Below are 13,855 nucleotides of genomic sequence, written 5' to 3' on the forward strand. Positions count from 1 at the left end.
ACAATTATATGGACTTAATCCTTTAGAACAGGGGCTGGGCGCTTCGAATACGGGAATGAAGCCCCGATTGACTCGTTCTAAGATTTATTGCGTCGAAATCCGGGGTTATTGCGTCTTTTTTTTATTTATTGCGTCAAAATTAGTCGCAATTGCGTCCATTTTTCATTATATGCGTATTTTACCTCTATTTTCCAATAAACAAGGAAACTGGACTCCCTCTCCTCAGAAGTCCAGCTTTCCTTCACCATTACCTTCTTATTTTGCAAGCTTCTGCAGTTGCAGATATTGAATGGCATAAGCTGTTTTTGCATCATAAATCCGTTGTTCTTTTATAAGCTGCGCCGCTTCCTCGACTGTTACTTCAATCAACTCTACAAATTCATCTTCATCCGTTTCTTTGGATTCATGAATGGGATAAAGATCGTGAGCGATATACAAGTGAACAAGCTCATCTGCAAATCCGGGCGACGTGTAAAACGAAATCAAATGCTCCAGGTTCCCACAACCGTAGCCCGTTTCTTCTTCCAATTCACGAAGGGCTGTTATATCGGGCTCTTCCCCCGGCTCAAGCTTCCCTGCAGGAATTTCGATGATGGATTTCTCCAGCGCTTTGCGATATTGCTCTACCATGACAAGTTTCCCCTCTGGTGTTAATGCAATAACGGCAACTGCCCCAGGATGCTTAATCAATTCTCTCTTGGAAGTCTTTCCATTGGGAAGCTCTACTTCATCAACCTGAAGATCAATGATTTTCCCTTGATAGATGGTTTCCGTTTTAATCGTTTTTTCTTCAAATTTTTTCATCCGCTCAACTCTCCTTGTTCTGTCATTGACCTTGTCCTCATACATTTTACCATATCCCATTCGAGGATCGAGGTGAAACCCCTTGAAGGTGATTGCTGAAAAAGACCGGATCATCCTGGTAGGTAAAGCATGGGAAATCAGGGAGAAGCTGAAACAATATAATCAAACCTACGCCACGGTGAAGGAATGGATCGAAGCCAATCGTTGAAACCAGCCGTATCTTTTGTTTATTCGTCCCTACTTTCGTTAATATAATAGAGAGTGCTAATGTCGAAAGGACGGATACAATGGAAAAAAGACAAATAGGAAACTCCGATTTATTTGTATCAAAGATGGGACTCGGTTGTATGTCTCTTGGAACCGAAGAGAGTGCTGCCAAGGAAATTGTACAACACGCTTTAGAGAATGGGATCAATTATCTTGATACCGCTGATTTATATGACTTTGGTCAAAATGAAGAAATTGTGGGTAAAGCCATCCGCGAGGTCCGAGATGACATTATACTTGCCACAAAGGTAGGAAATCGCTTTGATGACGTGGAAGATGGCTGGCGCTGGGACCCTTCCAAATCCTATATCAAGTCTGCCGTCAAGGATAGCCTATCCCGCCTGAAAGTGGACTATATCGACCTTTATCAGCTTCATGGCGGGACGATTGAAGATCATTTTGATGAAACGATCGAGGCTTTTGAAGAATTAAAGAGTGAAGGTTTGATTGGCCATTATGGAATCTCCTCCATTCGGCCGAATGTCATTAAGCGATTCCTGAAGAGTTCTTCCATCGAGAGCGTGATGATGCAGTACAGCTTACTGGATCGTCGCCCGGAAGAATGGATGGACCTATTGGCTGAGAATAAGGTGAGTATCGTGGCCCGGGGACCTTTGGCAAAAGGACTTCTTTCTGAGAAAATGCTTTCCAAAGCTTCTGCCAAAATGAAAGAGAGTGGGTATCTGGACTATTCTTATCATGAGCTTCAAGAAACGATCGAGTCCATTCATAGCAAAATGGGAGATCAACGCAAAATGAATGAGCTTGCCCTCCAATTTATTCTTTCCCACCAATCGGTTGCAGCAGTGGTTCCGGGAGCCAGTTCTGTTCAGCAGCTTCAAGAGAATATTGATGCTGCCAATGCGAATCCAATATCTACTGAGGAGTTGGATATGCTTAAACACTTAACTAAATTATCACGGTATGAGCAACATAGGGATTGAGTGAACAAAAAATAAGCGGGTCAGGGTTCTTAATTCCCTTCCCGCTTATTTTTTTCATACCAATTTAACGCCTTTTTCTCCAAGTCCTTCACAAATTGGTCTTTCCCTTGAATGTAGCCTTCCATATCATGGGGGAATATCTTTGCAAGCCTTGATTTCAATTCACCATATCGCTTTGCTTCTTGGCTGTATTCCCTTAAATAATCACGAAACGCTAAGTGTCTGATCACATGATCGATTCCATAAGGGAAAACATGAAGATGTACGGCTCTCTCATTACCTTCTCCCTTATAGAAGTAGCGACGGTTCGGGATACCATTCTCCCCTTTCCCGACAAAATTCAGTTGGCTGAATTCTTCTGTCCGGTCATCAATGCTCTCCAGGCCAGGGACTTCTATAAGAATATCGATAATCGGTTTAGCGGCCAATCCAGGTACCGACGTCGAGCCGATATGATGGATGGTTGCACCCGGGAGAATCCTTTCGAGTGAACGCTTTTCTGTTTCGAATTTTTCTTTCCATTCTGCTTGATGTGGTACTACTTTTACATCCCTCATCAATCCTTGTAACTCTTCCAATCCATACTGCTTTCATTCAGCAGCTCTTCAAAGCTCTTATTCTTCTCCCGCTGCTTCTTCTCTTCTATTTTTCTAAGACGCTCTTCTTCCTTTTTCACAGACTCTACTTTTTCAAGCTCTTTCTTCTTCTGCTTTAATTGTTCGAATAGATCCTGGTTGATGGAATTCTTTAACGTCATTTCTGCTTCCTGTTTCTTTTTCTTAGACATGCGCTGACTCCCCCTATCTGTCATAGTTATAAATCTTTTTTTAGCTTTAGTCAAAAATCAGGCTCAAAAAAAGCCGGTCAAAAGAGGAACACGCCCCTTATAACCGACTCTCTCCATCAATAGGCTTCCAATTTCACATCTTCTCCTACAATCAATGTCGCATCCGTTGATGATTGGATATCTTCCACGGAGAATCCATTCGCTACTTCACGAAGCAATAAGCCTTCTTCCGTCACATCCATCACGGCACGATCGGTGATGATCCGGTGCACGACGCCTTTTCCTGTCAAAGGCAATGTGCATTCTTTCAGGATCTTGCTCTCACCGGCCTTATTCGCGTGCTCCATGATGACGATGATGCGCTGGGCTCCATGGACGAGATCCATTGCTCCACCCATCCCTTTGATCATTTTCCCAGGTATCATCCAGTTGGCAAGATCACCATTTTCGGCTACTTCCATTCCACCCAGGATGGCAATATTGATATGGCCTCCACGAATCATCCCGAATGATTCCGAGCTATCAAAGTAAGAGGAGCCTGGAATTGCCGTAACGGTTTCTTTCCCGGCGTTGATGAGATCTGCATCGACTTCATCTTCCTCAGGATATGGGCCGATTCCAAGTAATCCATTTTCAGATTGAAGGACAACCTGTTTGTTTTCTGTTATATAATTGGCTACCAGTGTAGGCATCCCGATTCCTAAATTGACATAGAAACCATCTTCTATTTCCTTTTCCGCTCTTCTTGCTATTCTTTCACGCATTTTGGCACGATCCATCCCGTTCCACTCTCCCTTCTATGCTTGCTTCACTGTTCTTCTTTCAATGCGTTTTTCCTGATCTGCTTGAATCAGTCGCTGTACGTAGATGCTCGGGGTATGCACTTCATTCGGATTGATCTCTCCGATTTCAACAAGCTCTTCTACTTCGGCAATCGTCACTTTTCCTGCAGCCGCGATCATCGGGTTAAAGTTTTGAGCCGTTTTGTTGTAGATCAAATTCCCCATCTTATCGGCCTTCCACGCACGAACAAGGGAAAAGTCTGCCGTATAGGCTTCTTCCAGCAAGTATTCTTTTCCATTAAATGTGCGTGTTTCTTTCCCTTCGGCTACCGGTGTCCCGACTCCTGCCGGCGTATAGAAGGCAGGAATCCCTGCTCCCCCGGCACGGATCTTCTCTGCAAGCGTACCTTGAGGAACCAATTCCACTTCCAGTTCACCAGATAATACCTGTCTTTCAAATTCTTTGTTTTCCCCGACATAGGAGCCTATCATTTTATCAATCTGCTTATTTTTCAATAATAAACCTAAGCCCCAGTCGTCTACCCCACAGTTATTGGAGATGACGGTCAGGTTTTTCACACCTTTTTCTACAAGGGCAAGAATGAGTTTTTCAGGAATCCCGCACAGGCCGAATCCTCCAACCATTAAAGTGGCGCCATCGTGGATGTCTGCCACCGCTTCGTCATATGAAGTGTATACTTCTTTCATTGTATTCCCTCCTTGAATCTGGATCTTTCCATTCCTTACTTATGAAGTTCAACGACTGTCGCTACTCCCTGGCCGCCACCGATACAAAGGGTAGCCAATCCGTTTTGAACGCCTCTTTTCTTCATTTCATGAATCAGGGTCACCAGAATCCGTGTCCCGCTGGCTCCAATCGGGTGACCTAATGCAATAGCTCCGCCGTTTACGTTAAGAGCATCCTTTTTGAATTGAAGTTCTTTATCCACCGCTAATGATTGGGCAGCAAATGCTTCATTTGCTTCAATTAATTCCATATCCTCAATCGTCAGCTTTGTTTTTTCCAATACTTTTTTAACGGCCGCAACGGGTCCGATTCCCATAACGCTCGGATCAACACCGGCATTGGCGTTTCCTTTGATCGTCACTAGAGGCGTGATACCCAGTTCGTCGGCTTTCTTCCTCGACATGACGACCACTGCAGCGGCTCCATCATTGATGCCCGATGCATTTCCAGCTGTTACAGTGCCCTCTTTTTTGAAGGCTGCCCGAAGGCCGGAAAGTTTCTCGGCAGTCGACCCTTTACGGGGAAATTCATCCTGGTTGAATACAACAGGCTCCCCTTTTCGCACGGGGATATGTACCGGGACGATTTCATCTTCAAATCGGCCGGATTCAATCGCAGCAGCTGCCTTTTGCTGGCTCCAGGCCGCAAATTCGTCCTGCTCTTCACGTGTAAGGGAATAGCGGTCGCAAAGATTTTCTGCCGTTACGCCCATATGATAATCATTAAAGGCACACCATAAGCCGTCGGAAATCATGCTGTCGACTACTTTCTGGTCTCCCATTTTGTATCCTTCTCTTGCTCCTTTTAGTAAATATGGAGCCTGACTCATATTTTCCATTCCACCTGCAACGATGATATCCGCATCCCCAGCAAGGATGGCCTGCGTTGCCAGATGGACCGTTTTTAATCCTGATCCACACACTTTGTTAATGGTCATGGCAGGCACATGCTCAGGGAGTCCCGCTTTGATGGATGCTTGGCGAGCCGGATTTTGACCTAATCCTGCCTGCAATACATTCCCCATGATCACTTCATCTACATCACTTGCATTTAAACCAGCCTTCTCCAGGGCATCTTTAATGACAATCGCTCCAAGTTCCGGAGCTGAAATGCCTTTTAATGATCCGTTAAAGCTTCCGATGGCTGTGCGCACTGCGCTCACAATGACGACTTCATTCGACATCTTTCTTCCTCCCTTTCTCTTCTGACTGATTGGTTTGCCTATGACTAACCTTTAAAAACAGTTCCACTTTAACTCATTCTATGTAAGCGGTTAAATTCCTCTAAATTCGTCAAAAAATTTTTATATTGATTTATATGTCGAAATTTTCTTAAAATGAAAGAGGGAGGGAAATTATGAATTTACCTAAAAAAGCAACGATTATTGAAGTAGGTCCGAGAGACGGATTACAAAATGAGAATAACTTTGTTCAGACTGATGTAAAAAAAGAGTTTATCCTTCGACTGAAGCAATCGGGAATCAGGGAAATGGAGCTGACTTCGTTTGTATCTCCCAAATGGGTTCCCCAGATGAAGGATGCGAGTGATATTGTTGACTCCTGCATGACGATTGATTCAAGAGATATCGTTCTCGCTCCCAATAAAAGGGGAATCGAGCGGGTATATGATACGGGCTGTCGATCAGTGGCCGTATTTGTAGGGGTAAGCAATACGTTTAATCAGAAAAACATTAATAAAACGACAGATGAAGCTCTTGAAGGCTTGGCCCCTCTGATTTCAGAGTTAAAAGAGCGGGGTTACTTCGTGAGAGCTTGCATCTCCACCGCTTTCTACTGCCCATATGAAGGGAAGGTCTTACCAGAGGATACCCTTTCTCTTTGTCGGGAATTTGTTTCATTGGGCGTGGATGAATTGAGCGTCGCCGATACGATAGGAAGAGCTAATCCATCTGAAGCCTATCATCTCTTTGCGTTACTGAAACAGGAATTGCCCCACACATTACTGACAGCGCATTTCCATGACACCCGTAAGATGGCACTTGCTAATATCCTTGCGTCGCTTCAAGCGGGAGTTGACCGCTTTGACACTTCTGCCGGTGGACTTGGAGGCTGTCCTTTCGCCCCTGGTGCAACAGGGAATGTAGCGACTGAAGATGTCGTGTATATGTTAGAAGAAATGGGAATCTCCACAGGAATTGATTTAGGGAAGCTGGCTCATGCCATCGAGCTGGTGAAGCCCCATGTCAGTCGCCCCATTGAAAGCGGTTACTACCGTCTGTATGAATTGAATCAATCATGAATACCATCTTTCTCCTTCGAGCATTCTAAAGTAGATAATACTTGAAGGAGATGAGTTCATGAGTCAAAAACGCGATAAAGGCTTCAGCCAAAAGGGCAAACCTAACTCAGATACGGTTTCTAACCCGATGGCTAAGGAAGAACTTGAAAAAGCCATTCATCCTACTAAAGGTCAAAATGCTAAATCATAAGTACCCATTCATGAAAGTGTCTCTTCTTAAGGGACACTTTTTCTTTGTATTCCCCTATTCAAAAATTCCTCTTTTTTCCTCCTTTTGCTACAATATGAGTATGAATGATTTTGCTTTGAGGTGATGAAGATGAGAAAAAAACTTGCCATCCTTGGCGGTACCCTTTCGTCCATAGGTCTGCTTGGGATTTATATTACGAATCGTTTTATGTATTTACCGAAAAAGGGGGATGACTTTATCCGGTCACGTGAAACAGGTTCGACCAGGCTGATAGAAGAGGATTATGACTCCCTTCCTAAAGAAGAGGTGCTGATCCCTTCACAATACGGATATGGCATTAAAGCCATTTTCGTGAAGCCTCACCCCCATAAAAAATTCATGATCTTTTCCCACGGGGTGACAGAAAACAAATGGAATTCGATCAAGTATATGAACCTTTTCATCAAACAGGGTTTCAATGCCGTGATTTATGACCACAGGCGTCATGGGGAGTCCGGCGGGAAGACGACAAGTTACGGGTATTTTGAAAAGTATGATTTAAAGGCCGTTGTGGATGAGTTGATCCGTCGGGAAGGCGAGGATGTTTTCTTCGGAATCCACGGGGAGTCCATGGGTGCAGCTACTCTGCTTTTATATGCAGGCAGTTTGGAAGATCGGGCAGATTTTTATATTGCCGATTGCCCTTTTTCCGACTTTGGTGAACAGCTCGCCTATCGTATGAGCGTAGAAGTGAAGATGCCGGCAAAATTTCTCCTCCCCCTCGTAGGCGGCACACTAAAGCTGCGACAAGGGTACACATTAAAGGATTTATCACCAATATCGGTTGTTCAAAACATCAGAAAACCCGTGTTATTTATCCACAGCACAAATGATGACTTTATCCTGCCTCAAATGACGAAGGATTTATTTGAAAAAAAACAGGGACCCAAAGAGCTGTTTCTGGATTTCCGGGGCACTCATGCTCAATCGTATAATGACAACCCCGAGGAATATGAACACGTGATTCAACGGTTTCTTCATCAATTTGTATTAAATGAAAGGGATGATGTCTCTTGATTCCAACTGATTTCAGATCAAAAATGCAAACCATGTACGGGGAATCGGGTGAAGGATGGATTTCAAACGTGGAAGAGCTCATGGTGATTTTGGAAGACAGGCTGCGCTTAACCTATGGCGAGCCCTTTTCATTAAGCTACAATTTTGTGGTTCCTGTCCGAATTGATCATGAACGGACTGCGGTCCTAAAGATCGGGTACCCGAACAACGACTTCTCAAATGAGTTTCATGCTCTTCAAGATTTTCAAGGAAGGGGCATGGTGGAAGTCCTCGATTTCAATAAGGAGGAGGGATGGATCCTTTTAGATCGCCTGACACCGGGAATCTCCCTTCACTCCGTTGACGATGAAGAAGAGGTCCTGCAGGTGTTTGCCCATGTGGCTCACCGTTTATGGCATAAACCTGTCAGCCATCATCCCTACCCTACCGTTCAGGCCTGGTCAAAAGGAATTGGGCGCCTGCGGGAAAGATTCAATGGAGGAAGTGGGCCCATACCTGCAGATCTCGTCTTAAAAGCTGAAAACCTTTTTCCTGAGTTGCTCAGTACTTCCACCGATTTCTTTCTTCTACACGGTGATCTGCATCACGGGAACATTCTCTACTCGGAATCTTCGGGTTGGACGGCCATCGATCCCAAGGGGCTGATCGGTGAGAGAGAATATGACTGCATTCAGTTTACATTAAATGAATGGAGTAAATGGGATATTCCAATAGAGCTGCTTCGATACAGAATCAAAACAATGGCCTCACTACTCTCCCTTTCTTATGAACGGTTGATTCGTTACGGGTTCTGTCATTCGGTTTTATCTGCGTGTTGGTCTGTAGAGGACGGGATGGATGGGTGGAAGACAGGGGTTTCAGTGGCCCGATTGTTTGAGGAATTGGTGAATGAACTAGATTAGTATTTATAGAACCATTTACCGCTGCAACATCCATCACGATACATAAATGGCTTTATATTTATAAAAAGCCTCGGATCCCGGATGTACTCAGATCTGAGGCTTTTATGTTTACTCCCCCGGAAACATCAGAAAGTTCATTCTTCCATTTATGATTTGCCCGGGGCTTTTTAATTGAAACGTGTTACTTTGGGAAGAAAAATCAATTTTCAGGTCTTCATCAAGAAACACCACTTTAGATTTTTCTACCAGGATCGGATAGCTGTTGGTTTCAATCGTTATATCTTCCCCTTCTTCAGGTTCATGTACAAACCATAAAGTAGGAATTCCACTTACGACACAGCCACACCCCTCTGTATCATACTTTAATTTCAGGTATCCGGTTTGATTATCTATTTTACCTTGAATCTTTTTGGTTGCTTCATTCGTTAATTCAATCTTCATTCTACGACCTCCCTTACTCCACCATATTATCACATTTCATTTGTTTCCTTTAGAATATTGCATTTTTCCTGTTTTCAATTTACTATCGATAAGGGGGATTCTTTTGTATTTTATAGAAAGGGTGGTTTTTCATGGCAAAAGCTCAAATTAAAGTGAATGATAATGGTTCTTTTCGTGTAAGCGGGGACGTGGAACTGATTGATGCTGACGGAAATGTATTTCCAACGAAACAAGTGTTTACTCTTTGCCGTTGTGGTTTATCTACAAACATGCCGTTTTGTGACGCATCTCATAAAGGAAAATTCGAATCATGTGTGCGCGCAGAAAAAGTATTGGACGAAGAGTAAATGGAATGAAAAGAGAGACTTCACCCTGGTGAAGTCTCTCTTTTCATTGGGCTGTCAATCGAAAAAGCGAATGTCCACAATGCTTGCAAGTGGAATATAGTGTACGTCTTCGAACCTGTCTACGACGTGCAGCTTCCCTTCCAGTGAGTCGACATGGTGAACGGTTCCAATCGATAATTGATGACGGTGCTTTACATAGTGAGTAATCGACACCAATTTCCCAAACTCCATCGCCTCTGAGACGACTTCATTCATCCTGTCCAGTTCCTGCTCGTCAAGTTCGATCCTTTTCTCGTGCGTATCTTCCTTTGCCCAATCCCTCAGTAATTTCACGTGCTCCGGCAGCATCATAGATGTCCATTTGATTCTTCCTCGATCGCGGATCAATCCTCTCACCTCCTATATTTACGATTTATGTCCACCGACCAGGCGGGCACGGTGCCTTGCTGTTCCTGCTTCTGTATAGGATACGGCTCGGAGAAGGGCTGCTGATCCATATTTATTTCGGATTCGATCCACTACATACCCCAGCTCCCGCTTCTCCCATCGATTCGGCTCGAACAAAGAAATCTGCAAGGCCCCATCATCTACAATATTTGAAAGAGCGATGTTGATTTTCCGTACAGTTTTCCCGTTGTAATTCTCTTCGAATAACTCCAGGCATACACGATATAAATCCATGGTGATATTGGTCGGCTCCTCGATGGTCCGCGACCGGTGAAACCCTCCACCAAATTCTTCGTGACTGTAACCGACGCCAAAGCTTATTGTTCTCCCCGCCTTGTGATGGGTGCGGGCGCGCCTAGCGACTTCTTCACACATTTCTAAAATGACACGTTTGATTTCCCCTTTCTCCTTATAATCGCGCAACAGGATCTGCCCCTTGCCAAAGCTGATTTGACCATCCATGATCGGTGCTCCTATTTCAGATAAATCAACTCCCCATGCGTGGTAATAGAGCTGATTGCCCATAACGCCAAACTTGGCCTCCAACTTCTCCAGGTCATACTGCGCCAATTGCCCGACAGAGAAAATGCCCATGCGATTGAGCGTTTTTTCTAAGCGTCCGCCAATCCCCCACATTTCACGTAAAGGTGATAACGGCCACAGTTTTTCCGGAACGTCTTCATAGGTCCATTCGGCAATCCCCTCTTTTTTTGCTTCGAGATCCAGGCACAGCTTAGACAACAGCATATTGGGACCGATGCCTATGGCGCAGGGAAGTTGAAACTCCCTTTCCATATCATCCTTGATTTTACCGGCAATGGTCGTGGCATCCCCCCAAAGATTCGTCGCTCCATCAATCTTAATAAAACTTTCGTCCACACTATACGTATGAATGGCATCTTTCGGTACGTAGCGATGGAATAACCGGGTCAACTCAGTCGAGATCCTGACATACGTAGCCATTTTTGGTTCTACAAGCCGGATGCGCGGGTCCTTTGGGATTTCAAACATCCGCGAGCCCGTTTTGATCCCAAAGTCCTTCTTCAGCCTGGGGGATGCCGCCAACACAATACTTCCTTGGCGGTCTCGATCCCCAACTACGGCCAAATGGCATTCAAGGGGATCGAGACCCAGCATGACAGCCGAACAGCTAGCATAAAAGCTCTTCATATCGATGCACAGAATCTTATGGTGTGGCAGCACACTGTAATCGACAGTCATATATTCGTCCTCCATTTTACCTAAAATAGAACAAATGTTCTTATATAGTATAGTTATGATTCTATACGAATATACGTTCCCTTTCAACTAAAATTAATGGAAATAGAGAGAATAACAAGAAAAGCGGAAGGGCTTTGGTCAGAGGCGACAAGCATAAGGCAAACATGCCGGAAAGGCGCTCTTTGCCTTTTTGGTATGTTTGACTTATGACCTCGAGCCTCTAAGCCCTGGAGCTGGAAAAAAGAAAAGCGGAGGCGGCTTGGGTAGGCCCGACAAGCATTTCAAAGATAATCAAAGGCAAATACTGTCGAGATTTTTGTTACGAAATGCATAGTCACATCTTCCTATAATTGCTAAAATTCATATGAACACAAATTGTCAGGACGAGGAGGAGTAACATGGCGAAAGTGATTGTGATGTATGAAAAGCCCAAGGATCAAGAGGGGTTCGAGGAGTATTACTTTAACACCCATATGCCGATTGCAGGAAAGGTCCCTCATGTAAAAAATGCGAACGTACAGCGGGTTGTATCCAATCAGAATACGGATTTGTCACTCTACCTAATAACGGAAATCGAGTTTGAAAACAAAGCGGATATGAAAGAAGCATTTGCTTCAGAAGAATGGAAAGCGGTTGGAGAAGACGTTCCGAACTTCATGAAATACTTAGAAAATCCACCAATTATCACCATAGTCGATTAAGAATACTTACTCTGCCAAAAACAGAAAAGGCCAAAATCACACATTGATTTTGGCCTTTTTCCCATCAGCCTCTCCCGGCTTGGAATCCTGGATATTTCGTCATGCCCCCATCAGCGATGAGGGTGGTCCCTGTGACATAACTTGCCTGCTCTGAAGCCAAAAAGGCTGCACAGGAAGCGATTTGCTCCGGTTCTCCGATATAGCCCATGGGAATGAGCTTTTCCACTCCCTTTTTCTTTTCGGGATCGGAAAATTTCTCGGCATTGATGGGAGTATCAATGGCCCCGGGAGCAATATTGTTGACCCGGATCCCATCAGGGGCGAATTCCAATGCAAGACTTTCCATTAATAATTTCACCCCACCCTTACTGGCTGCATAGTGAGCAAAGTGAGGCCACGGAATGATTTCATGAACGGAAGAAACGTTGATGATCGACCCTTTGATATTATGATCAAGCATGTATTTCGCTGCTTCACGGCACCCGAGAAAGGTCCCCGTCAGATTTGTGTTGATGACTCTCTGCCAATCTTCGAGTGAAAGATTCTCAGAGGGTGCCTCATTCTCGATTCCTGCGTTGTTCACATAGATATCAAGGCGACCATATGTATCATGGGCCAATTTAACAAAGCCCTGAACGTCTGCTTCTTTTGACACATCACCTTGAATAATGGAGGCTGTTCCCCCAGCTTCTTCGATTTCCCTTACTAGTCCTTCAGGATTTTCTTCTTCTTTGAAATAATTAATGACCACTTTACAGCCTTCACTGGCAAATCGTTTGGCTATCGCCTTTCCTATTCCAGTAGCAGCTCCGGATATAACGACAACCTTCCCTGTTAGATCTGAATACATATCCATTCCTCCTTAATCTTTCGTAAAGCCTAATAGAACACCGCCTATAATGATAAGAACACACCCTGCAATGACGAGAAGGATTTGCTTCCTGGATTTCTTTTCACCTAAGAAAAACAAACCTCCAAGGGTAGAAATGACGATCCCTGTTTGAGATAGGGAGAAACTCGTTGCCACCCCGATGCGTGGAAGCGCAAGCAGCAACCCTAAATTCCCCGATGCCCACATCAGACCGGTTAAGATATTTCTCACCGTATATTTTGTAAAGGGCTTATGCCTGAACGTAATGACAACCGCCCCGATAAACATTCCAATCGCCTGTGGCAAAATCGCTTCCCATCCGTCAATATCAAACCATCTTAAAATGACGACATAGGCTATGTATCCGCAACTGGATAGCAATAAAGTGAGTAGACCCTTTTTTAGTTGAGACTTTTCATCTCCCTCGGATTTTTGTGTGAATGATGTTAACACCACACCAATAATCAGAGCTAAAACGGCTCCGCTACCGAGGAGGATCGTTTCTGTCGTTTTCCATTCCTTAAACACTAAAACGCCAAAGAGAGTCGTTCCGATCAGCTGCATTCCCGTTGAAATCGGAACGGTTTTCGCAACTCCGATGAACGTTACACTCGCTAATTGATTGACTTGACCGACTGCCCAGAAGACGCCGGAGATGAAGCCGATTCCCCACACAAATAACGTCAATTCCGGGGATTTGATGAAGAATACGCCAACCGCAAACAATAATGATCCAATGGTGATCCCAACCGTTTGACTGTAGGCATTCCCTCCAAGTTTTACACTTACAAACACAAGACTTCCCCATGCTACTGCGGGGATCAGGGCTAAAAGAATCCCTATCATACATCCACATCCTTTTCCCAACAATAATCATAGTTTTCCTCTGAAACGAACATTCTAGCCATTCATGAAAGAAAACAACTATTTTTTCCACTCTCTGATGCATACCCTCATTTTGTCCCGTATAATCTCAAGGTGAGATGGAAATATGGATAGACAGTGGATCATGAAGATGATTGACAGGAAATTTCAACTCTATGAAATAGATGACAAAGAAGAAAGCATTGGTTTATAAACCAATGCTT

Annotated in this window: 19 protein-coding genes; 8 read left to right on the forward strand and 11 right to left on the reverse strand. The window is 44.2% G+C overall.

The annotated features are described in order from the left end of the window. Positions 1 to 255 precede the first annotated feature (255 nt). Positions 256 to 804 carry an NUDIX hydrolase gene (locus ACIFOD_RS00005; protein ID WP_430313039.1) on the reverse strand — a complete coding sequence of 183 codons (549 nt, stop codon included), beginning with the start codon at positions 802 to 804 and terminating at the stop codon, positions 256 to 258. Between the two features lie 82 nt (positions 805 to 886). Here ACIFOD_RS00005 and mciZ point away from each other — a divergent pair, with 82 nt between their 5' ends. Together mciZ and ACIFOD_RS00015 are read left to right on the forward strand one after the other, a co-directional pair. Next, the gene (gene mciZ / locus ACIFOD_RS00010) at positions 887 to 1,012 is read left to right on the forward strand and encodes a Z-ring formation inhibitor MciZ (RefSeq protein ID WP_427596633.1); all 126 of its coding nucleotides are present in this window, start codon (positions 887 to 889) and stop codon (positions 1,010 to 1,012) included. A 79-nt stretch (positions 1,013 to 1,091) separates the two neighbouring features. After that, complete coding sequence (locus tag ACIFOD_RS00015; protein WP_430313040.1) at positions 1,092 to 2,015, forward strand: aldo/keto reductase; 924 nt, start codon at positions 1,092 to 1,094, stop codon at positions 2,013 to 2,015. Between the two features lie 29 nt (positions 2,016 to 2,044). On the opposite strand, the gene ACIFOD_RS00020 is transcribed toward ACIFOD_RS00015, so the two are convergent. The 5 genes from ACIFOD_RS00020 to ACIFOD_RS00040 form a co-directional block, all read right to left on the reverse strand. Next, the gene (locus tag ACIFOD_RS00020) at positions 2,045 to 2,593 is read right to left on the reverse strand and encodes a GrpB family protein (protein ID WP_430313041.1); all 549 of its coding nucleotides are present in this window, start codon (positions 2,591 to 2,593) and stop codon (positions 2,045 to 2,047) included. Continuing rightward, entirely contained in the window at positions 2,572 to 2,802 is a 231-nt protein-coding gene (locus ACIFOD_RS00025) for a YqkE family protein (protein WP_113967588.1), read from the reverse strand. Before ACIFOD_RS00025 ends, ACIFOD_RS00020 begins: the two co-directional genes overlap by 22 nt. Before the next feature lie 116 nt (positions 2,803 to 2,918). Next, positions 2,919 to 3,581, reverse strand: a complete 663-nt coding sequence (locus tag ACIFOD_RS00030) for a CoA transferase subunit B (protein ID WP_430313042.1) — start codon at positions 3,579 to 3,581, stop codon at positions 2,919 to 2,921. Positions 3,582 to 3,599: 18 nt separating this feature from the next. Further along, positions 3,600 to 4,292: a CoA transferase subunit A gene (locus ACIFOD_RS00035; RefSeq protein WP_098353600.1), complete on the reverse strand. Its 693-nt coding sequence runs from the start codon at positions 4,290 to 4,292 to the stop codon at positions 3,600 to 3,602. Between the two features lie 35 nt (positions 4,293 to 4,327). Continuing rightward, on the reverse strand, positions 4,328 to 5,515 hold the full coding sequence (locus tag ACIFOD_RS00040; protein ID WP_397553478.1) for an acetyl-CoA C-acetyltransferase: 1,188 nt from the start codon (positions 5,513 to 5,515) through the stop codon (positions 4,328 to 4,330). 173 nt (positions 5,516 to 5,688) lie between these two features. On the opposite strand from ACIFOD_RS00040, the gene ACIFOD_RS00045 reads away from it, so the two are divergent. From ACIFOD_RS00045 to ACIFOD_RS00060, 4 genes are all read left to right on the forward strand, one after another. Then, positions 5,689 to 6,591 (forward strand): hydroxymethylglutaryl-CoA lyase, encoded by a 903-nt coding sequence (locus ACIFOD_RS00045; protein WP_430313043.1) that lies wholly within the window; start codon positions 5,689 to 5,691, stop codon positions 6,589 to 6,591. A 58-nt stretch (positions 6,592 to 6,649) separates the two neighbouring features. Next, on the forward strand, positions 6,650 to 6,781 hold the full coding sequence (locus tag ACIFOD_RS00050; protein WP_258549516.1) for a hypothetical protein: 132 nt from the start codon (positions 6,650 to 6,652) through the stop codon (positions 6,779 to 6,781). A 129-nt stretch (positions 6,782 to 6,910) separates the two neighbouring features. Beyond that, entirely contained in the window at positions 6,911 to 7,837 is a 927-nt protein-coding gene (locus tag ACIFOD_RS00055; RefSeq protein ID WP_430313044.1) for an alpha/beta hydrolase, read from the forward strand. Further along, positions 7,834 to 8,739 carry an aminoglycoside phosphotransferase family protein gene (locus ACIFOD_RS00060; protein ID WP_430313045.1) on the forward strand — a complete coding sequence of 302 codons (906 nt, stop codon included), beginning with the start codon at positions 7,834 to 7,836 and terminating at the stop codon, positions 8,737 to 8,739. Before ACIFOD_RS00055 ends, ACIFOD_RS00060 begins: the two co-directional genes overlap by 4 nt. A 108-nt stretch (positions 8,740 to 8,847) precedes the next feature. Here the strand turns inward: ACIFOD_RS00060 and ACIFOD_RS00065 are convergent, their stop codons facing one another. Next, complete coding sequence (locus tag ACIFOD_RS00065) at positions 8,848 to 9,180, reverse strand: iron-sulfur cluster biosynthesis family protein (protein ID WP_430313046.1); 333 nt, start codon at positions 9,178 to 9,180, stop codon at positions 8,848 to 8,850. Positions 9,181 to 9,311: 131 nt separating this feature from the next. On the opposite strand from ACIFOD_RS00065, the gene ACIFOD_RS00070 reads away from it, so the two are divergent. Then, the gene (locus ACIFOD_RS00070; RefSeq protein WP_113967576.1) at positions 9,312 to 9,527 is read left to right on the forward strand and encodes a CDGSH iron-sulfur domain-containing protein; all 216 of its coding nucleotides are present in this window, start codon (positions 9,312 to 9,314) and stop codon (positions 9,525 to 9,527) included. A gap of 54 nt (positions 9,528 to 9,581) precedes the next feature. Here the strand turns inward: ACIFOD_RS00070 and ACIFOD_RS00075 are convergent, their stop codons facing one another. Then, positions 9,582 to 9,914: a YolD-like family protein gene (locus tag ACIFOD_RS00075; RefSeq protein WP_430313047.1), complete on the reverse strand. Its 333-nt coding sequence runs from the start codon at positions 9,912 to 9,914 to the stop codon at positions 9,582 to 9,584. An 18-nt stretch (positions 9,915 to 9,932) separates the two neighbouring features. Beyond that, positions 9,933 to 11,195, reverse strand: a complete 1,263-nt coding sequence (locus tag ACIFOD_RS00080; RefSeq protein WP_430313048.1) for a DNA polymerase thumb domain-containing protein — start codon at positions 11,193 to 11,195, stop codon at positions 9,933 to 9,935. Positions 11,196 to 11,593: 398 nt separating this feature from the next. Here ACIFOD_RS00080 and ACIFOD_RS00085 point away from each other — a divergent pair, with 398 nt between their 5' ends. Next, on the forward strand, positions 11,594 to 11,896 hold the full coding sequence (locus ACIFOD_RS00085) for an EthD family reductase (protein WP_430313049.1): 303 nt from the start codon (positions 11,594 to 11,596) through the stop codon (positions 11,894 to 11,896). A 64-nt stretch (positions 11,897 to 11,960) separates the two neighbouring features. On the opposite strand, the gene ACIFOD_RS00090 is transcribed toward ACIFOD_RS00085, so the two are convergent. Next, entirely contained in the window at positions 11,961 to 12,746 is a 786-nt protein-coding gene (locus ACIFOD_RS00090; RefSeq protein WP_430313050.1) for a glucose-1-dehydrogenase, read from the reverse strand. 12 nt (positions 12,747 to 12,758) lie between these two features. Continuing rightward, the gene (locus ACIFOD_RS00095) at positions 12,759 to 13,610 is read right to left on the reverse strand and encodes a GRP family sugar transporter (protein WP_430313249.1); all 852 of its coding nucleotides are present in this window, start codon (positions 13,608 to 13,610) and stop codon (positions 12,759 to 12,761) included. Positions 13,611 to 13,855: the final 245 nt, after the last annotated feature.

It is taken from the genome of Rossellomorea sp. NRS-1567 (assembly GCF_050467885.1).
Taxonomy (GTDB): domain Bacteria; phylum Bacillota; class Bacilli; order Bacillales; family Bacillaceae_B; genus Rossellomorea; species Rossellomorea aquimaris_C.